At 58.6% G+C, this 17766-nt stretch carries 17 protein-coding genes; 7 read left to right on the top strand and 10 right to left on the bottom strand.

Annotation, left to right across the window (positions count from 1 at the left end; translation table 11 throughout):
* Positions 1 to 13 precede the first annotated feature (13 nt).
* Positions 14 to 880, bottom strand: coding sequence for a LysR family transcriptional regulator (locus ACKUTP_RS08495; protein WP_409064089.1), 867 nt, complete (start codon positions 878 to 880; stop codon positions 14 to 16).
* A 158-nt stretch (positions 881 to 1038) separates the two neighbouring features.
* Here ACKUTP_RS08495 and ACKUTP_RS08490 point away from each other — a divergent pair, with 158 nt between their 5' ends.
* Both ACKUTP_RS08490 and ACKUTP_RS08485 read left to right on the top strand, forming a co-directional pair.
* On the top strand, positions 1039 to 1941 hold the full coding sequence (locus ACKUTP_RS08490; RefSeq protein WP_161115293.1) for a DMT family transporter: 903 nt from the start codon (positions 1039 to 1041) through the stop codon (positions 1939 to 1941).
* A gap of 88 nt (positions 1942 to 2029) precedes the next feature.
* Positions 2030 to 2755, top strand: coding sequence for a uracil-DNA glycosylase (locus ACKUTP_RS08485; protein ID WP_409064088.1), 726 nt, complete (start codon positions 2030 to 2032; stop codon positions 2753 to 2755).
* Positions 2756 to 2805: 50 nt separating this feature from the next.
* Here ACKUTP_RS08485 and ACKUTP_RS08480 read toward each other — a convergent pair whose 3' ends face one another.
* The 3 genes from ACKUTP_RS08480 to ACKUTP_RS08470 form a co-directional block, all read right to left on the bottom strand.
* Positions 2806 to 3486: an SDR family NAD(P)-dependent oxidoreductase gene (locus ACKUTP_RS08480; RefSeq protein WP_409064087.1), complete on the bottom strand. Its 681-nt coding sequence runs from the start codon at positions 3484 to 3486 to the stop codon at positions 2806 to 2808.
* A gap of 9 nt (positions 3487 to 3495) precedes the next feature.
* The gene (locus tag ACKUTP_RS08475; protein WP_022093974.1) at positions 3496 to 4218 is read right to left on the bottom strand and encodes a VUT family protein; all 723 of its coding nucleotides are present in this window, start codon (positions 4216 to 4218) and stop codon (positions 3496 to 3498) included.
* Positions 4219 to 4374: 156 nt separating this feature from the next.
* The gene (locus tag ACKUTP_RS08470) at positions 4375 to 5988 is read right to left on the bottom strand and encodes a peptide chain release factor 3 (protein ID WP_349129970.1); all 1614 of its coding nucleotides are present in this window, start codon (positions 5986 to 5988) and stop codon (positions 4375 to 4377) included.
* Positions 5989 to 6539: 551 nt separating this feature from the next.
* On the opposite strand from ACKUTP_RS08470, the gene ACKUTP_RS08465 reads away from it, so the two are divergent.
* The 3 genes from ACKUTP_RS08465 to ACKUTP_RS08455 are packed head-to-tail and all read left to right on the top strand — an operon-like array spanning position 6540 to position 8520.
* Positions 6540 to 6920: a GntR family transcriptional regulator gene (locus tag ACKUTP_RS08465; protein WP_409064086.1), complete on the top strand. Its 381-nt coding sequence runs from the start codon at positions 6540 to 6542 to the stop codon at positions 6918 to 6920.
* A 23-nt stretch (positions 6921 to 6943) separates the two neighbouring features.
* Positions 6944 to 7825 carry an ABC transporter ATP-binding protein gene (locus ACKUTP_RS08460; RefSeq protein ID WP_409064085.1) on the top strand — a complete coding sequence of 294 codons (882 nt, stop codon included), beginning with the start codon at positions 6944 to 6946 and terminating at the stop codon, positions 7823 to 7825.
* On the top strand, positions 7822 to 8520 hold the full coding sequence (locus ACKUTP_RS08455; RefSeq protein WP_409064084.1) for an ABC-2 transporter permease: 699 nt from the start codon (positions 7822 to 7824) through the stop codon (positions 8518 to 8520). The genes ACKUTP_RS08460 and ACKUTP_RS08455 overlap by 4 nt, the downstream gene beginning before the upstream one ends.
* A gap of 90 nt (positions 8521 to 8610) precedes the next feature.
* Here ACKUTP_RS08455 and ACKUTP_RS08450 read toward each other — a convergent pair whose 3' ends face one another.
* From ACKUTP_RS08450 to ACKUTP_RS08440, 3 genes are all read right to left on the bottom strand, one after another.
* Positions 8611 to 9915, bottom strand: a complete 1305-nt coding sequence (locus tag ACKUTP_RS08450) for a chloride channel protein (protein ID WP_409064083.1) — start codon at positions 9913 to 9915, stop codon at positions 8611 to 8613.
* Between the two features lie 125 nt (positions 9916 to 10040).
* On the bottom strand, positions 10041 to 10574 hold the full coding sequence (locus ACKUTP_RS08445) for a TIGR00730 family Rossman fold protein (protein ID WP_409064082.1): 534 nt from the start codon (positions 10572 to 10574) through the stop codon (positions 10041 to 10043).
* 35 nt (positions 10575 to 10609) lie between these two features.
* A complete protein-coding gene (locus tag ACKUTP_RS08440) occupies positions 10610 to 11035 on the bottom strand; it encodes a potassium channel family protein (RefSeq protein ID WP_409064081.1) in 426 nt (141 codons plus the stop codon).
* Positions 11036 to 11233: 198 nt separating this feature from the next.
* Here ACKUTP_RS08440 and ACKUTP_RS08435 point away from each other — a divergent pair, with 198 nt between their 5' ends.
* The gene (locus ACKUTP_RS08435) at positions 11234 to 14038 is read left to right on the top strand and encodes an ATP-binding protein (protein WP_409064080.1); all 2805 of its coding nucleotides are present in this window, start codon (positions 11234 to 11236) and stop codon (positions 14036 to 14038) included.
* Positions 14039 to 14079: 41 nt separating this feature from the next.
* Entirely contained in the window at positions 14080 to 14559 is a 480-nt protein-coding gene (locus ACKUTP_RS08430) for a pyridoxamine 5'-phosphate oxidase family protein (protein WP_138111761.1), read from the top strand.
* 69 nt (positions 14560 to 14628) lie between these two features.
* Here ACKUTP_RS08430 and ACKUTP_RS08425 read toward each other — a convergent pair whose 3' ends face one another.
* Genes ACKUTP_RS08425 through ACKUTP_RS08415 form a run of 3 tightly spaced genes read right to left on the bottom strand, consistent with a single transcriptional unit; the run spans position 14629 to position 17687 of the window.
* The gene (locus ACKUTP_RS08425) at positions 14629 to 16821 is read right to left on the bottom strand and encodes a response regulator (RefSeq protein ID WP_409064079.1); all 2193 of its coding nucleotides are present in this window, start codon (positions 16819 to 16821) and stop codon (positions 14629 to 14631) included.
* Entirely contained in the window at positions 16818 to 17363 is a 546-nt protein-coding gene (locus tag ACKUTP_RS08420; protein WP_409064230.1) for a substrate-binding periplasmic protein, read from the bottom strand. Before ACKUTP_RS08420 ends, ACKUTP_RS08425 begins: the two co-directional genes overlap by 4 nt.
* 18 nt (positions 17364 to 17381) lie before the next feature.
* Positions 17382 to 17687, bottom strand: a complete 306-nt coding sequence (locus ACKUTP_RS08415; protein WP_409064078.1) for a hypothetical protein — start codon at positions 17685 to 17687, stop codon at positions 17382 to 17384.
* Positions 17688 to 17766 lie beyond the last annotated feature (79 nt).

Genomic DNA, 17766 nt, shown 5'->3' with positions numbered 1-17766 from the left:
GCCACGCCAGTCATTAATTGACAATATGCGAGCTCATATAGTCGATAAAGCGCCTCGTGGCGATAGGCATGGTGTCCCAGCTGCGCCAGGCCGCCACCACGTCGCGCGAGGGGGCATGCACGATGGGCCGCACACGAATATCGGCTCGCATGCCCTCCACAGTACGACGGTAGAGCATGCTCACGCCTAGGCCCTCCTCCACCATCGCCATGATGGTGTAGTCGTCGGTGACCTCGCTCGTCACATGCGGCGACAGCCCATGCGCCGCAAATGCATCGAGCACCAGGCTCTGTTCGCCCTCATCCAGCAGCACAAACGGCTCGGACGCCAGGTCGGCGAGTGTCACCTTTTCCTTTGCCGTCAGCGGATGCGCGGCCGGCAACAATGCCACCAACTCGTCGTGATAGACCACGCGCTTCTCGAGCCCCGCGGTAAATCCGCGCGCCGTAAAGCAAAAATCAACCACGCCATCGTGCACCCACTGGGCGTTGCGCGTGTAATCGCCCTGCTTGAGGGTAAAGTGCACGCCCGGGTGCAGCGCACCAAAGTCGCGAATCACGCGCGGCAACACGGTTCGACTCACGTTGGTAAACGTCGCAATGCGAATATCGGTCGACGAAAGCCCCAGCAGCTCCTGGCGCTTGCTCTCGAGCTCGGCCTCGGCGGTCACGATCTGGCGCAGGTACGGCAGATACTGCTTGCCGTCGCGCGTAAGCGACACGCCCTGCTTACCGCGCTCAATAAGCGTGGTACCCAGCTCACGCTCGAGCGCCTTGACGGCCTGGCTCACCGCACTTTGCGTATAGCCCAGCTCGTTGGCCGCACGTTTCAGGCTGCCGCAATCGACCACCATACAAACAATCTGATACCGCGATGCCATCGTGCCTCCACATCAATGCAGCCGTAAAACGTTTTGCCGGGGCTTTTTCTGCCTACATTAGTATTTCTTAATCATACTGAAGATACATTCGCTTTACTACATCCACATCTGGGAGCAGAATCCTTTTTGCGTAACCGTTCTGTAACAAAAGGAGTCCCATGGATCGCAAAAAAGCAATCGCGCTCTCATTTTCCGTTCCCGTCGCATGGGGCTTTTCGTATCCCCTCATGAAGATCGGCATGGACAGCATGAACGCCACGAGCATCGTCGCGCTACGCTGCATCATCGCCTTTGTGGTCTGCCTGCTGCTCTTCCACAAGCACGCGTTGCGCATTAACCGCGACCTTATGGTCCGTGCCGCCATCATCGGCGCCATTATGGCAACCGAGCTCACCTGCATGTGCCTGGGCTCCAGCCTCACCTCTGCCTCCACCGCCGGCTTTTTGCAGAGCCTGACGGTCGTGATCGTGCCGTTTGCCAACGCAGCTCTGCTGCGTCGCGCCCCCGAGCGCAAGGTGCTCATCGGCACGGCTATCGTCACCTGCGGCATGCTGCTGCTCTCGGGCGCCGACTTTACCAGCCTGAATCCCGGCGCAATCATCATGCTGCTCTCGGCCTTTATCTATGCCAGCCACATTATCGTGGCCAAGCGCTTTGTCGAAGAAGTCGATCCGCTGGCTCTGGGCGTTTGGCAGCTAGGCTTTGGCGGTTTGTTCTCGGGCGTCGCGGCATTCACCTTTGGCGGCTTCACGCTTCCCAGCACGCCCAGCGAGATCGTCGTTGTCGTCGCGCTCGCACTCATCTGCTCTGCCTACGGCTTTATCACCCAGACGCTCGTGCAGCCCCACGTGCCCGCCGAGACCACCGGCTTTGCCTTCTCGCTCGAGCCGGTCTGCTCCGCTGTCTTCTCGTTCTTCCTAGTCGGCGAGGTCCTGAGCCCCATCGCCTTCCTGGGTGCAGCTCTCATCCTCACCGGCGTCATGGCGGCAACCGTCGAGCTTCCGCGCCTCCGCGCACATGGACGCGCTCGTATGGCAGGAGCGCCCGAGCGCGCCTCGTAGACCCCGCTCTTCATGCAGCCGCGGCATAAAGGCAACCGGTGCGCCTTTACAATAGATGCCAACAGAGCATCTGCCATAAAGGAGCCCCATGGACACCGCAACCCGCGACCGCAACATAGCAACTTGGTTGGGCAATGCGCCGCAGCCGGTACGTGACACTACGAACCAGCTGCTCGAGCGCATCGCCCTTTTGCGTGCCGAGCAGACTATCTACCCGGCACAAGACGACATCCTCAATGCCCTCGCCTACACCCCGGCCGACCAGGTCAAAGTTGTCATCTTGGGTCAGGACCCCTATCACGGACCCAACCAGGCCATGGGGCTGTCGTTCTCGGTCCCCGCGACGCAAACCAAGTTGCCGCCGAGCCTGCGCAACATCTATAATGAGCTCAAAGCCGATCTGGGCTGCCCCATTCCCGCCACGGGAGACCTAACCCCATGGGCACAACAGGGCGTCCTGCTTCTCAACACTACGCTCACCGTGCGCGAGCATGCCGCCAACTCACACGCCAAACTAGGCTGGAGCACGCTCACCGACTACGTTATCGAACGCTGCTGCCAGCTGCCCCAGCCGGTCGTCTTTTTGGCATGGGGTCGCTTTGCCCAGCAGATGGTCGAAGGCAAGCTCGCCGCTACCGGCGCGGGCAAGGCAACCGGCAAGTTCTGCCTGGCCTCTACGCACCCCTCGCCGCTTTCGGCCAACCGTGCCACGGCAGAACTCCCCGCTTTTATGGGGTCGCGCCCCTTCTCTGCCGCCAATCGGCTACTCGAACAACACGGCTCGACCCCCGTCAACTGGACTTGCCTCGGCTAAAAATCGAGACATCAAAAACGCGCCCGACGGCTTTCCATCGGGCGCGTTTCCTATTCGGGCCAGATAAACTGGGTGCGGCCGGCCTCGCCGCCATCGATCAACAGACTCTGTCCGGTCATAAACCGGTTGGTCACGCCCACAAAGTAGATCCACTCAGCGATCTCTCGAGCGGTAGCCCAGCGTTTAAGCGGCGTGAGCTCCATAATCTGGTTCCACAGGTGCTCGTCTTCCATCACGCAACGGTTGAGCGGCGTGATAACGCCACCCGGGTCCACACTGTTGGCGATGGCCTGCGGCGCCAGACGGTTTGCAAGGTTCTTGGTGTAGGCGATAACGCCGCCCTTGCTGGCAGCATAGGCGGGAAACTCCGATCCCGTATGCCCGCTCGCCGACCCCACATTGACCACGGATTTGATAGCCGGCGCCGGCTTGGCGGCAAGCCCCTCTCCCACAAAGGCGTAGCGCTCGGTCACGTTGATGGTGCCATACAGGTTGGCAGCAATGTCGTCGGCCGAATCCTGCGTACCGGCAACGTTCACGATTACCTGAGGCTCAAGGTCGCCTGGAAACGAGTCAGGCTCGCGGACATCAACGATCAGATGGCGATAGCGCTCGTGTTCGATCACCGCCGGCAGCAGATCAAAGCCCACGACCTCGTGGCCCTCGTCCAAAAAGCGCTGCACGCATGCGGCTCCGATACCGCCCGAAGCGCCCGTGATCAAAACCCGCATACTTGCTCCTTAGGCGGTTGCGTGGCGCTCGAGGTACTCGGAGCCCACATTCTCGCGCTCCCAGCCGCGCACGACCTTGTAGCCCACGGGGCTCAGGAAAACCTCGCACAGCAGCTCGGCAACAGCGCCGGTCAGCGAGCACATAAGGACCTGCACCCAGGTCCAACCAAAGAACGTGTGGCTCACCACAATGGCAAAGACCAAGTTGTCGATAAACTGGCCAACACCCGTGGACACATAGGAGCGGAAGGCGAAGCTCGCAAAGTTATTCTTTTTGAGCATGCGGCCGAGCGACTGGTTGAGCGTGGAGTTAACCACGGCAGAAACGAGCATTGCCAGCGAAGAGCCCAGCACCACGTACCAGGTGCCGCCGATGGTGGCGTTAAGGGCGGTGTTGACCTCGATCATGCCGGTGTCGTAGTAGGCGCCCCACATACCGGGCGTGAGCGAGCATGCCCAAAAGCACAGGCTCACGGCCAGGTTGACCAGCAGCGCGAGGATAGAGATTTTGATGGATGCCTTGGCGCCAAAGCGCTTGCAGATCATGTCCTGGCACAAAAACGAAACCCAGCTCACCACAAAGCCGCAATCGAGTGCCAGATACGGCAGGCTGATAAGCTCTTTGTTGGCCAGCAGGTTCATCATGATGACGCTCACGAAAAACAGCGAAACCGTTGCCGCGGGAATGCTCCGCAACAGGACCTTGTAGTCCTCCATGACCTTCTTGATCATTATGTACTCCTTTGGTTTTAGGTTTAACGAGCAGGATATCGGACCCGAACTGCTCGGACGCCCCGGTCTTGAGACGACGGTGGGTATAATAGCCGCTCACACGGCATAAGGCAAGCAAACGGCGCGGCAGCCCCGCAGGACCACCGCGCCGATACGTTAAAAGGCTACGTTGCCAAACTCCGACAGGATCAGGTCGGGGTTGTGGTCGGTTGCCCAATCCACGTTCCACGGGCTCGTAAACAGCAGCAGCTTACCGCCGCGCATGTCCTCGACACGCAGCGTGTCGCGCGTGAGCGAAAGGCCCGGGATATCAATAGTGTCGGGGTCGTTCTGGATCCAGCGGATGTCCGTATAGGGCAGCGGCTGGCGGCGAACCTCAACACGGTACTCGGCCTTGAGACGGCGCTCGAGCACCTCAAACTGCAGCACGCCGACCACGCCCACAATGACGCTTTCCATGCCGGCACCCAACTCGCGGAAGATCTGGATAGCACCCTCCTGGGCAAGCTCCTCCATACCCTTGACGAACTGCTTGCGCTTGAGCGTATCGACCTGCGTAATGCGAGCGAACATCTCGGGGGCAAACGTCGGGATCTGCGGATACTGCACGTGGCGCTTGCCAGAGCACACGGTGTCGCCGATGCTAAAGATACCCGGATCGAACAGGCCCACGATATCGCCCGCGTACGCCTCGTCAACAATCGCGCGGTCATCGGCCATCATCGAGGTGCCCGTGGCCAGCTTGAGTTTACGGTTGCCCTGCATGTGGAAGGCATCCATGCCACGCTCGAACTTGCCCGAGCAAATGCGCACAAAGGCGATGCGATCTCGGTGGTTCTTGTCCATATTGGCCTGGATCTTAAACACAAAGCCGCTAAAGTCGTCGCGGCAGGGATCGACCGGCTCGCCGGTGAGCGTATCGGTATAGGCGCGCGGCGTCGGGGCCAGACGCAGGAACTCCTTGAGGAAGGGCTCCACGCCAAAGTTGGTGAGCGCCGAGCCAAAGAACGCCGGGCTCAGCTTGCCGCAGGCCACGGCATCCAAGTCGAGCTCGTCGCCGGCGCCATCGAGCAGCTCGATGTCGTCCATCAGGTTCTTATGGTTCTCTTCGCCAATAAGCTCGTCCATGGAGGGGTCGCCCAGCTCAGCCTCGACCTCGGCGACCTTCTTGGTGGCGTTGGCGTGACCGTCGCCCTCAAAGGCGATAACGCGACGGGTCTGACGATCGAACACACCGCGGAAATTGCGGCCGCTGCCGATCGGCCAGTTCATGGGATAGGTGTTGATGCCCAGAACATTCTCGATCTCTTCCATGAGCTCAAACGGATCGCGAGCCTCGTGGTCGAGCTTGTTCACAAAGGTGAAGATGGGAATGTGACGCAGCGTGCAGACCTTAAAGAGCTTCTTGGTCTGGGCCTCGACGCCCTTAGCGCCGTCGATGACCATGACAGCGGCGTCGGCGGCCATAAGGGTACGGTAGGTATCCTCCGAGAAGTCCTGGTGGCCGGGGGTATCGAGGATGTTGACGCAGGCGCCGTTGTAGGTGAACTGCAGCACCGAGGAGGTAACGGAAATACCGCGCTCCTTCTCGATGTCCATCCAGTCCGAGACGGCATGCTTGGCCGAGCTCTTACCCTTGACGGAGCCGGCGGTCTGAATGCTGCCGGTATAGAGCAGCAGCTTCTCGGTAAGTGTGGTCTTACCGGCGTCCGGGTGGCTGATGATCGCGAATGTGCGGCGCGACGAGATTTCATCCGACAGGCTTGCCATGCGGATCCTTTCTTGCATTGAGTGCATTACGTCGTTGTAACCGCATTATTGTAGCCGCGAAACCTCGCTCTAGGGCGCCTATCAGGACAAATTCATCAGTTGGGGCCTGAGTAGCAATCGATGGCGGCACTCCGCAGCAATTTGTCTCGATCTGTAACATCTAGACGGTTTTTGAACCTATACCTGTTACAGATTTAGACAAACAGGTGGGCGTCCCAGAAAGATCTCAATCTGTAGCATCTAGCCACTTAAAACGGGTCCATCTGTTACAGATCGAGATATAAGGATAGACGGGTGGCCAATGTCTCGATCTGTAACATATAGCAGCCAAAAACTTCTCCAGTTGTTACAGATTGAGACAACCAGGTGGGGCCCGCCAGCAAAATCTCAATCTATAACAGGTAGCCGTCCAAATCGGTTCCAGATGTTACAGATTGAGATGAACGAACGAGCGGGCAATCCGTATTTACCTCTTGCATAACTGTGCATAGTGTATATATACTGTGCTTACCGGTTATATACACGTGTAGCCCATCAGCTAAGGAGCCGCTGTGGACATCATCCTATCCAATTCGAGCGATAAGCCCATCTACGAGCAAATAGCCTCGCAGGTCAAAGCTCAGATCCTTTCGGGCACGCTCGCTGCGGGCGCCAAACTCCCCAGCATCCGTGCGCTCGCGAGCGATCTTGGCGTGAGCGTCATCACCACCAAGCGCGCCTACGCCGACCTGGAGCAGCTCGGGTTTATCTGCACCGTGCAGGGCAAGGGCTGTTTTGTCGCCGAGGGCAACCAAGAGCTCTTGCGCGAAAACCAGCTCTGCCATATCGAAGATCTGCTTGCGAAAGCGGCAAGCCAAGCCGAAACCCTGGGTGTCACGCGCGACAAACTGCACGAGATGCTCGACCTGGTAGCCCCCGAAACCATGCAGTAGCCATCTGCAAGAAAGGCTATACCATGCAAAACTTGCTAGAACTCAAAGGCATCTCACGCCGTGTGAGCGACCGTTTTTCGCTGCGTGATGTCACGCTCGCTGTGGAGCCCGGCCAGATTGTCGGCTTTGTGGGTGCCAACGGTGCCGGCAAAACAACGACGATTCGAGCCGCGCTTGGGCTTATCAAACTCGATGCCGGCGAGGTGCACCTGTTTGGGCAGCGCTGTGGCGCCGACGCACCCGGTGAAGCGCAGCGCTGCTTGCGCACCTGTGTCGGTCTCGTGCTGGACACGTGTCCTTTCCCTTCCACACTCAAGGTGACCGAAGTTGAGGCACTCGTAAGACCGGCGTACCCCGCCTGGAGCCATGGCACCTTCGCCGACCTCATCAGCCAATTTGGCCTCGATCCCAAGACAAAGGTCAAGGACCTCTCCCGCGGCATGGGCATGAAACTGCAGCTTGCCTGTGCACTCAGCCACAATGCCAAGCTGCTCGTTTTGGACGAAGCCACCGCGGGCCTCGATCCCATGGCACGCGAGGAACTGCTTGATGAGCTGCTTGCCTTTGTCGCCGACGGCCAGCACAGCGTGTTACTCTCGAGCCACATTACGTCCGACCTCGATCGCACCGCCGACCGCGTCATCTGCATCGATAATGGCTCGATTATTTTTGACCTGCCGCGCGAGGACATTACCGACCGCGCCGGCATCGCCCACTGCACCCAAGCACAGGCCGCCGAGCTTATGGCTTGCGTCGAAGGCGCCCGTGCCGTCCACCACGCCTATAGCGTGGACGTGCTCGTGCCCAACCGTCGCGAAACGCTCGAGGCCTTCCCCGAGATTCCCTGCGATCGGGCAACCATTGACGACTATCTACGCCTCACGCTGAAAGGGGCTTCGAAATGAAACGCGCCTTTATGTCCGAGACCGCCATCGTTCGCACGCTCGCCCCGAGCATCGCGGGCGTCGGCCTGTTCATATTCGTCGTATTGACCCTTGCCAACGCGACAGACGGCGATTCCGGCATGAGCGCCGGCGCCTGTGCGGTCAGCGCAATGTCGCCCATCATAATCATGAACTCGCTAGCTGGCTACGATAACCAAAACGGCTGGGAACGTTATCGAGCAACGTTGCCCTTCTCGCGCAAAGACATTATTTGCGCACGCTACCTGTGCATCGTTGTCTTCTCGATCGTCATGGCATGCGCGGCTACGCTTCTGAACATCCTCGCCCTTCCGCTCTTCGACCCCATGGGCATCCCTTCGACATGCCAGACGATCTTTGAAATCGCAACCGCCTCGGCAGCATCGATGCTCATCTCCCTCATGATGGTGTTCTTGGCACAGCCGCTGTTCTTCCGATTTGGACACATGGAGGCACTGCGCCTATCCGTTGGCCTGTTTGCCCTACTCGGATGCCTTACCATGGCAGCGCTGAGCTCCTCCAACCCCATCAGCAACTGGCTTATGTCGATTGCCGGGGCGAATCCCGATCCTGCCGTCCTTGGCTGTCTGTGTGCAGGAATTGCCGTACTGGCGCTCGCACTATGCGCAATCAGCTGCACCGTCAGCACCAAGGTTTATCGAGTACGCGATCTGTAGCCACACGAGTCTCAATCCGCGAAGGACGCGATCGCCGCCCCTCCCCGCAAATCCGTGGCAAAGGGCATGTCCCCGGCGTGCGCCACTGTACTACTTGCGCAGCGGCTTGGGCAGTGGAATACCGGCAGCGATGACGGCGGCGATGATCATACAGACGATGCCTTTGAGCGGGAAGCACATGAGCAACAAGCCCACGACCATAACGGGTTGGCGCATGACGGCGCCCATCGTCGATGCCGTGCAGACGGCGACGCAAAAGACCGGATCTGCGCCGGTGAGGATGGCAAGGCCATAGCCCAGGCTTACGCCCGAGAAGATAACCGGGAAGAAGTGACCGCCGCGCCAACCAAGGTTGATGAGGGCGGGCGTCAGCATGGCCTTGACCAGACCGGTCAAAATAAGCACGCCGGCGGGGATGGTCAGATAGGTTTCCATGAGCACGTCGGCCTGGGTCTCGCCGGCAAACATGGTATAGGGCAGGACCGTGCCACAGATGGCGAGTGCCAGACCGGCCAGCATGGCCTTGACGACAGGACGCTCCCCTATTGCATGGGACAGTGCCTCGCTTGCATGCTCAGAGACAAAGTACAGCCAGCCGCAGACGGTGCCGATCAACGACAGAGGGACGAGCCAGGTAAGCTCTAGGTTGCCCACCTCGGCGGACTCGAACCTGGGCATGCCCATGCCGCCGCCCACAAGCTGTCCAAGCAGCAGGTAGGTGCCCAGACCGCCGGCAATCGCAATACCGTAGACCACCGTCTTTTGCGTCTTGGGCAGCTTGATGGTGATCTCGCCGGACGCGGACTCATCGTCGGCGTCTTCACCCTGGCCGTCGGTGCTACCGGCAAGCGGCGCCACAAAGCCAAAGACGGGCGCGGTAAAGAGCGCCGTCAGGGCAGCCTGGGTGCCCAGCAACGTGAGCTCCCTAAACTCGGCGCCAAAGCGACGCATGCGGTCGCCGACCCAGCTGCACAGACCGGCGATAACGCCGGTCAGGCCGGCCTCCGGTCCAATGCTTCCGCCAAACAGCAGCGGCAGCAATGCCGCGAGCGAAAGCTTGCCCAGGTTGTCGTACGGGTAGCGCCCGTCTTGCTTAACCTTAGCCATCACCTGGTTGAGGTCATCGGTCTTGGTGCCTGTCATCTTTTCGTACAGACCGATTAACAGGCCGCCCAGCAGGCAGACAAAAAACGGGTACGGCAGAAAGCCAAACGGGCCGCTGGCAAGCTCGGGCGAAGCGACGCCCAGCGCGTGCGGAATCTCGGTCCATAGATAGTCGATACCGTGCTCCATCGCAAAAAAGAACAGCCAGACTGCGGCACCCGCGAGTGCACCGGTCACGGCGACGCTGACCAAAAACAGCGCTCGGTTCGTGGGTTTGGCAAGGTTATCCATCGGGTCCTCCCGCGGTCAAAGTCGACATAGATACGTTTTATTGTAGAGCGAGCGTTGCCCGAACGAGCCAACCGTCTGCGCCGCGAACGGCACCATTGGGAGCCATAGTGGGGCAAGCTCAAGACTCATCCGTTGATAATCGAGGCAATCTCGCGCAAATCGTCGGCAAAGTAGATGCCGTGCTGGCGCCTCGGGCTCGAAAGCCCCTTATCAATCATGTGCCCGAGCAACGCCTTGAGGTCGTTGTAGTAACCGTCCAGGTTATACAGGATGCACGGAGAGCTCAGGTGCCCCAACGACACCGCGGACATAACCTCGGCAATCTCCTCGAGCGTGCCCGTGCCGCCCGGAAATGCGATGAACGCATCGCCGAGCTCGATCATCTTGGCCTTGCGCTCGGCCATATCACTCGTCACGATAAGGTCGTCGATGCCGTCGTGCTGAAACTCGGCCTCGATAAAAAAGCTCGGCTCCACACCCGTCACGTGTCCGCCAGCATCGAGCACGCTATCAGCGAGCGCACCCATCAGGCCCGATTTGGACCCGCCGTATACGAGCGCGTGTCCATTGGCGCCAATCCAGTTGCCCAGCTCCTGCACCGCGGGCAGAAATGCCGGGTCATTGCCAGTGTTGGCACCCAGGTACACGGTGATGTTCATATTTGTCCCCCTCATCGTGACGCGCGGCGCCCGCTCTAGCGTTGGCGACGCCGATATTCGCGCACGCGGCGCGAAAGATCGGCAAGCTCGTCGCGATCGAGCTCTTCCAAATGCTCAAGATCGTCCATAAAGCGCGCCACGGTGTCCTTTTGGCGCATCTTGATGAGCGTATTGCAGTAGTTCACCGCCACGCCCGTGAGCATGGCGATGTAGAAGATGCTGATAACGCTCAAGACGACGGTAATAGCGCGGGCAACCGGTGTTTCGGCCGGAATGTCGCCAAAGCCGATGGTCGAGACTGTCTCAAAGCTAAACCAAAGTCCATCGCCAAAGGTGAGGGTCGTGGGCTCGGACAGCCAGACAGCTGTCGAGCACAGCAAGTAAAAGATAAGAAACAGGCCCGTGATGCGCGCAAAGCCAGCCTGTCGCAGCACATCGGCAAGCGTCCTCAACTTGTTCATCGCGACCCCTTTTCCCAGACGCCCAATCACGTTCGCTCGGTATTGTCCCACAACCGACAGTTAGGGACGTTCCTTTTGTGCCGGCAGAAAGGGACTGTCCCCAACTGCCGGGCGGAACCGTTTAGCGGTGTGGCGGCTGACTAAGCAGGCTGAGTTGGTATCCTTATGCGGTAATGTCTCAATTCGTTAGGATTGCATGTGAGAGCTGCCGCTGTCCTTCGTTCAGTTATATATCGCACCCTGGCCGTCGCGCTTGCCGCGCTCGCCGTACTGAGCGCCGTCGCGCCCGCCCCTGTCTTTGCCGCCGACTCCGATCAGCAGGCCAAGACGGTCCGCGTTGGTTGGCTCGTCAACAACGAGGGCTTCCAGGACGGCACCCCCGGCGAGCGTCTCTCAGGATGGGGTTACGAGTACCTCCAGACCCTGTCGTACTACACGCCCGGCTGGCGGTACGAATACGTCTCCGGCACCTTCACCGAGCTTATGGACATGCTCGAGGCGGGCGAGATTGACCTCATGCCCAACATCTCCTACTCCGAGGAACGCGCCCAAAAGCTGCTCTTTTCCTCGAACCCCGAGGGCACCGAGCGCTACTTCATCTATGCCAAGCCCGATCGCGACGATCTGGCCAAGGGTGACCCCCAAGCACTCCAAGGCCTTACCATCGGCTGCAACCCCGGCGTTATGCAAACCTTCGTTGGCCAGCAGTGGCTCGCCAACGAAGGCATTACCTGCACCTATAAAGAAATCGACACTGGCGGTGCCCTCTTTGACGCGCTCGCAAACAACGAGGTCGATGCCATCATCATGAACGACACGACCTCGTCGCCCAGCGCCTCCCCCATGTTCTACATTGGTTCGAGCGACTACTATTTTGCCGTCCCCAAAAGCCGCCCCGACCTGATGGACGACATCAATACCGCCATGTCGGCAATCGCCCGCGTCAACCCACGCTATATCGACGAAGTCAAATCTAACTACTCGGCCCAAAACGGCGGTTCATCATCGCTCAACGGCCCCGAACGTTCCTGGCTCAAAGCAAATGGCAACACCATCACGCTCGGCTACATTACGGGCAAACTCCCCTACTGCAACGAAGACGAAGACGGCAAAATGGAAGGCTCGCTCGCATCGCTTGCGACGACGTTGCACGATAAATTTGGCATTACGGTCAAAACCGTCGCCTTTGATAGCTACAAGATGATGTCAAAGGCCCTGTCAAAGGGAAGCATAGACGTCGCGCTGCCGGTATACCGAGATTACTGGTTTGCCGAGCAATCAGGCGTTGTGCAGTCGGTATCGTTGGGGACCATATCCCTCACCGCCATCCACAGCGGAAGCAACCTGAACAAAGATCTTCAGAACATCGCCTGTACCAAATCATCGTTTATCAACCGAAACGTACTTGAAAGTCTGTTCCCCACAGCGACCGTGACCGAATACCGATCCGACGATGAAGCGTTCGATGCCCTCAGGAGGGGAACGGCGCGCTGCGTCGTCGCTCCCAGTTCACGCGTAAAAACCCTCGGCGATCGTTATGATCTCGAGGGCTGCGAGACGGTCGAGCTCCCTGACACCTGCGAGCTCTCGTGCTGGATTTCGCGCGGAAAGCCCGAGCTGCTGGGAATCATCAACAAGGGCATCATCAATGCCGGAGAATCGCTCTCCGCAAGCAATTACTCCTCTACGTCGTACACGGCCCAGGAATCCAACACGCTTCAATTCCTTTATCGCAACCGCACCGCCGTTGCCTCCACCCTCATCGGTATGTTGTCGGTCAGCATCGTCCTGCTCATCTGGGCGCTCGTGCGCGCTCGAACCGAGCGCGAAAAAGCCGACGCCGCCAACGCCGCTAAGACGGCATTCCTCACGCGCATGAGCCACGACATCCGTACGCCGCTCAACGGCATCCTGGGCCTTATCGATATCGAGGAATTGAAGGAAGGCGATATCCAGGTCGCCCGCGAAAGCCGCGCCAAGGCTCGTGTTGCCGCCAATCACCTGCTCTCGCTGATTAACGACATCCTCGAGATGGGCAAAATCGAAGACCGCAAGATAACACTGGAACATGCGCCTTTTAACCTCAAAGAGCTCTGTGACAATACGCTGGTTCTGTGCAAGCTCCGCGCATCCGATAACGGCATCACCATGCAGGACAATAGTCTGCCATACACCACGGGGCCATACATGGTCGGCAGTCCCACCCATATCCGACAGATCATGATCAACCTGTTAGACAACAGCATTAAGTACAACAAGCACGGCGGCTCCGTCACCTTTAGCTCAAAGACCAAGCCACTCGATAACGGGCGCGCGCTCTTTTGCTTTAGCGTTTCGGATACCGGCATTGGCATGACTCCCAAATTCTTAAAACATATCTATGAGCCGTTTGCCCAAGAAGGTAACGATGCGCGTAGCAAGTTCCAAGGAACCGGCATGGGCATGCCAATCGTCAAGTCGCTTATTGAACTAATGGGCGGCACCATCGAAGTCACCAGCGAGCTCCATGCGGGCACCTCGTTCTACGTGGAGATTCCGCTCGATATCGACAAGAACCCCCAGGCGCGGGCGAATACGGTCGAGAGAGCGCTCGACTGCTCGCTCGCCAACATGAACGTGCTGCTCGCCGAAGACAACGAATTGAATGCCGAGATTGCCCAGGCGCTGCTAGAATCCGAAGGCGTCGTGGTCACCCGCGCCGCCAACGGCAACGAAGTCGTCGATCTGTACCTGTCGCATCCCGCCGGCAGCTTCGATGCGATCCTGATGGACATTATGATGCCGGGCATGGACGGCTACGAGGCAACCCGCGCGATTCGTCTGAGCGAGAAGGTCGATGCAGCCGATATCCCCATCATCGCGCTCACCGCCAATGCCTTTGCCGAGGACGCCAAGGCGGCACACGCTGCCGGCATGAACGCTCATCTGTCCAAACCGATCGACTTTAACAAGCTCAAAAACATACTCGCCCGCATCAAGAAAAACGGATCCGTTTCGCTATAGTTTTTTGCAGCAACCACGCACGACCAGAAAGGAAGCCAACGATGTTTAGGCCCTTACGTCGAAAGAAACGCGCCATCACCGACGAGGAAGCGCGCAAACTGCTCGCCACCTGCAAGCGCGGCGTCTTTGCCGTCAACGGCGACGATGGCTACCCGTACGCCATTCCCGTCAACTACTTCTTTGACGCCGAGCACGACAAGATTTATTTCCATGGCGCCAAGGCTGGCCACAAGGTCGACGCACTTAAGCGCGATGACAAGGTCTGCTTTACCGTTTACGGCAACGAGTGGCACCAGGACGGCGACTGGGCTCCGTACGTTATGAGTACCGTGGTCTTTGGCCGCTGTCGCCTGGCAAATGACACTCCCGCGTTTATCGAGGATAAAGTCCGCCAGCTCGCGCTTAAGTACTACCCTTCTGCCGAGGAAGTCGAAGAGGAAATCGCCAAGGACATTAAGGGCGTCCAACTCTACGAGATTACGATTGAGCATCTCTGCGGCAAGCAGATTCAAGAAAAGTAAGCCCCTCATCAGGCCTCATCAAGAGCAATATGGCTCGGTTCCAACCCACCTTGGAACCGAGCCATATGCTTATGAAGCGTCGGCGGCTATGTGTGCAAGCGCCTCAACGAGCTCCTGCGAGCTCACAGGCTTGCTCAGGTGCGCGTTCATGCCCGCCTCGCGCGAAAGCCTACGGTCGTCGGCAAAGGCGTTGGCGCTCACGGCGATAATCGGCGTGAGCGCGGCATCCTCGCGATCGAGCGCTCGAATCCGACGCGTGGCCTCAAGGCCATCGATACCGGGCATCATGATGTCCATCAACACCACGTCGTACTCGTGCGGCGCGCTCGCGGCAAACATCTCGACGGCAGACTCACCATCCTTAGCATGCGTCACGACGGCGCCGGCGCGGCTGAGTGTAAACTGCGCGATCTCGGCATTCAGATCGTTATCCTCTACGAGCAAAACGCGCAAGCCCTGGAGCGCATCGCCATCGCCCGCATCCGCGCGAACTGCCTGAGGAATCTCGGAGCGTTTGCATTTCTCGAACGGCAGGCGGATGGTAAACGTCGTCCCCTGCCCCAAGACGCTCGTAAAACTCATGGTTCCGCCCATAAGCTCCACCAGCTGTTTTGCGATAGGCGCGCCCAGGCCAGTTCCCGATGAAGCGCCTTCCACCTGCTGCTCCTCGCGGCAAAACGGCTCGTAGAGGTGCTGTTGGAACTCCTCGCTCATGCCAATACCGTTGTCGGCGATCGTGTATTCATAGACGGGGACGCCATCCGCTGGCTCCACCTCGCGGCACACCAGGCGAACATATCCGCCCTGGCGGTTGTACTTGACGGCATTACCGGCAATATTGAGCAACAGGCGCTTGAGGTGCGTCACGCTCACCCGCGCATAGGGATGATTAAGCGTCTGCTGGTCGCAGATAATTGTCACCAGACGCTCCTCGGCCTGGCGCTCCAGAATATCGCGTACCTCGTGGTTGAGGGTCACCAAGTTTGTGGGAACAAGCTCCAGGTCGACCTGCCCGCTCTCCAGGCGACTCATATCGAGTGCCTCGTTGGCAAGGTCGAGCAGCAGTCCCGATGCCGTCCAGATTTTTGAGCGGCACTCGGTCTGCTTTTGCAGATCGTCCGCATTGGCATCGCCAACCTCGACCATGCCGCGAATGCCGTTGATGGGCGTGCGCAGATCGTGGCTCATGCGACGCAGAAACTCCGTCTTTGCCGAGTTGGCAGACGAGGCCTCACGCGCCGCCTTTGCCAGCTTGTCTCCATAGTCGCGCTCCTGCTGCAGCAAGTCCGTCAAACGTCGACGATCAGCGCGGCGGCGCACCATCACAACAACGGCTATAACACCGCCGTAGAGCACCAGCACGCCGGCAGCAACAGCCGCGACAACCTCAAAGTAGCGCTGCGCCGAGGCATAGGTGTACACATAGAATTTGTGCGCTTTTCCAAATGTGCCCAAATACCACTCGCCGTCGGCGTTAACCAATCTGACCTTACCAGCCAGGCATCGATCCTTAATACCATCGACAATGAAGACGTCCGTCGCAGGCAGATCGAACACGCCCAATACGGTGGGTTCAACGGCATTGGTCGCAACGACCTTGCCGTCGCTTTCGATCACGATATTGCCGCTATCGATGGTTTCATAGCCTTCGAGCAAACTCTGCAGTTTGAGCGTATTGCTTGCAACCGCCTTCGCGCTCTGATGCCTTACCGCGATAACGATACCCTCGCCATCCCGCCGGGTCACGCAACCAATGTCTGCAACCGAATCATCCGCAAGCGTGATGCGGGCGGTATAGGACTTAAGCGGATGAGTTGCCACCTCCAGCACGGGTGATTCTTTGAGATACGTAGCGAGCGACTCGTAGCCCACATCGCCCGTCGAGGACTCGGACACCAAATTGCCCGATGCATCCGTCACAATCAGCGCGCTCACGTTGAACTGGTCGGCGTATTGCTCCAGCATGGCGTTATCCACCGAACCGTCGCGCTCCATATCGCGAGCAGCCTCTCCGGCAATCTCCATAACGCGAATCAGGTTTTTGGTCGCATAGGCGCTGTTGAACGCGTCGTAGGAAAGGCTCTGCGTCGCCACGTAATCGACAACGTCGGCAAAGCGCTGCTCGGCTTGGGCCGTCGTGTAACCGTAGCTCATCATGCCGGCAACTACCGAGAGCGCTATCCCCAGCAGAGCGACAAGGAGCCATGCCCCTGTCGAACGATTGCCCCGCTCCTGAGCGGCGTGGTCGGGCGCATCGATCATGACAGGCCCTCCATATTCAAAAATGGCGAAGGGTCATCAAAGTACTTTGACACCAGACGTTCCATGGTGCCATCGGCAAGCATTTCTTGGTAGGCATGAGTGAGCTTGACGTCGATGCCGCGCGTATCGTTGATATCGAAAGCGGTGCCCAAACCAACCTTTAGCAGCGGCTCATCCAAAATGCGATATGTCACACCATAGTCTTTTTCGTAGGTGAGCAGCGAGGACTCATGCGCGGCGACAGCGTCGACCAGGCCCTCGACGAGCGCCGGGTTCAGATATGAACCGTCCGAAAAGCTGTAGAGCTCCTTGATCTGCGGAACGTTTTCATTTGTGCAATTGAGCAAAATGCCCTCGGGCTTGGTGGTGGACTGAACCGCCACGATCTTATCCTCAAGATCGGCAAGCGTGTAGATATCGCTCTGGGGATCGACCGCGACCACCTGGCGGCTCGCAAGGTACGGGCCGGCCCAACGATATTCGTTTTCGCGACCCGTCATGCTAAAGCTGCCCATGACGCAATCGAGTTCGCCGCTCGCCAGCAGCTCTTTCTTCTTTTCTCAATCGATCATCTGGTATTTTGGCTTGTAACCAATGCGGGCCAAAGCCTCGGTTAATATCTCGACGTCCAGGCCAACGATATCGCCGTACTCATCGGTATACACAAACGGTGGATAGAGGTCGCTGCCAACGTTGAGCGTCTTAAGATTGTCGTCCTGGACCTGCGAGGCCTCCAGGCCTTTTGATGCAGACGTCGATGCCTCGTCATTCGACCCGGAGCAGCCAGCTATCGCTACGACAAAAGCGCTCGCCACTGCAAGCGCAACAAACAACGAAATGGCAACCGAGCGACGGGATCTTTTCATCGAGCTCCATACGATCCTGTTTACAGACTGAAATGGTTAAAGATAATAGCAAACAAAACCACACGAGCACCCAATTGTT

Origin of the sequence: Collinsella sp. wc0529 (assembly GCF_046116875.1) — a bacterium.
Classification (GTDB): Bacteria; Actinomycetota; Coriobacteriia; order Coriobacteriales; family Coriobacteriaceae; genus Collinsella.
Note: the sequence above shows the minus strand (reverse complement) of the source record. Positions and strands in the feature narration are given on the sequence as shown.

Bases quoted from the DNA above. Each gene is read 5' to 3' on its own strand.
- ACKUTP_RS08490 (WP_161115293.1), top strand. From the start codon at position 1,039: ATGGATCGCAAAAAAGCAATCGCGCTCTCATTTTCCGTTCCCGTCGCA.
- ACKUTP_RS08455 (WP_409064084.1), top strand. From the start codon at position 7,822: ATGAAACGCGCCTTTATGTCCGAGACCGCCATCGTTCGCACGCTCGCC.
- ACKUTP_RS08450 (WP_409064083.1), bottom strand. From the start codon at position 9,915: ATGGATAACCTTGCCAAACCCACGAACCGAGCGCTGTTTTTGGTCAGC.
- ACKUTP_RS08460 (WP_409064085.1), top strand. From the start codon at position 6,944: ATGCAAAACTTGCTAGAACTCAAAGGCATCTCACGCCGTGTGAGCGAC.
- ACKUTP_RS08470 (WP_349129970.1), bottom strand. From the start codon at position 5,988: ATGGCAAGCCTGTCGGATGAAATCTCGTCGCGCCGCACATTCGCGATC.
- ACKUTP_RS08440 (WP_409064081.1), bottom strand. From the start codon at position 11,035: ATGAACAAGTTGAGGACGCTTGCCGATGTGCTGCGACAGGCTGGCTTT.
- ACKUTP_RS08425 (WP_409064079.1), bottom strand. From the start codon at position 16,821: ATGATCGATGCGCCCGACCACGCCGCTCAGGAGCGGGGCAATCGTTCG.
- ACKUTP_RS08495 (WP_409064089.1), bottom strand. From the start codon at position 880: ATGGCATCGCGGTATCAGATTGTTTGTATGGTGGTCGATTGCGGCAGC.
- ACKUTP_RS08480 (WP_409064087.1), bottom strand. From the start codon at position 3,486: ATGCGGGTTTTGATCACGGGCGCTTCGGGCGGTATCGGAGCCGCATGC.
- ACKUTP_RS08415 (WP_409064078.1), bottom strand. From the start codon at position 17,687: ATGAAAAGATCCCGTCGCTCGGTTGCCATTTCGTTGTTTGTTGCGCTT.
- ACKUTP_RS08485 (WP_409064088.1), top strand. From the start codon at position 2,030: ATGGACACCGCAACCCGCGACCGCAACATAGCAACTTGGTTGGGCAAT.
- ACKUTP_RS08475 (WP_022093974.1), bottom strand. From the start codon at position 4,218: ATGATCAAGAAGGTCATGGAGGACTACAAGGTCCTGTTGCGGAGCATT.
- ACKUTP_RS08445 (WP_409064082.1), bottom strand. From the start codon at position 10,574: ATGAACATCACCGTGTACCTGGGTGCCAACACTGGCAATGACCCGGCA.
- ACKUTP_RS08430 (WP_138111761.1), top strand. From the start codon at position 14,080: ATGTTTAGGCCCTTACGTCGAAAGAAACGCGCCATCACCGACGAGGAA.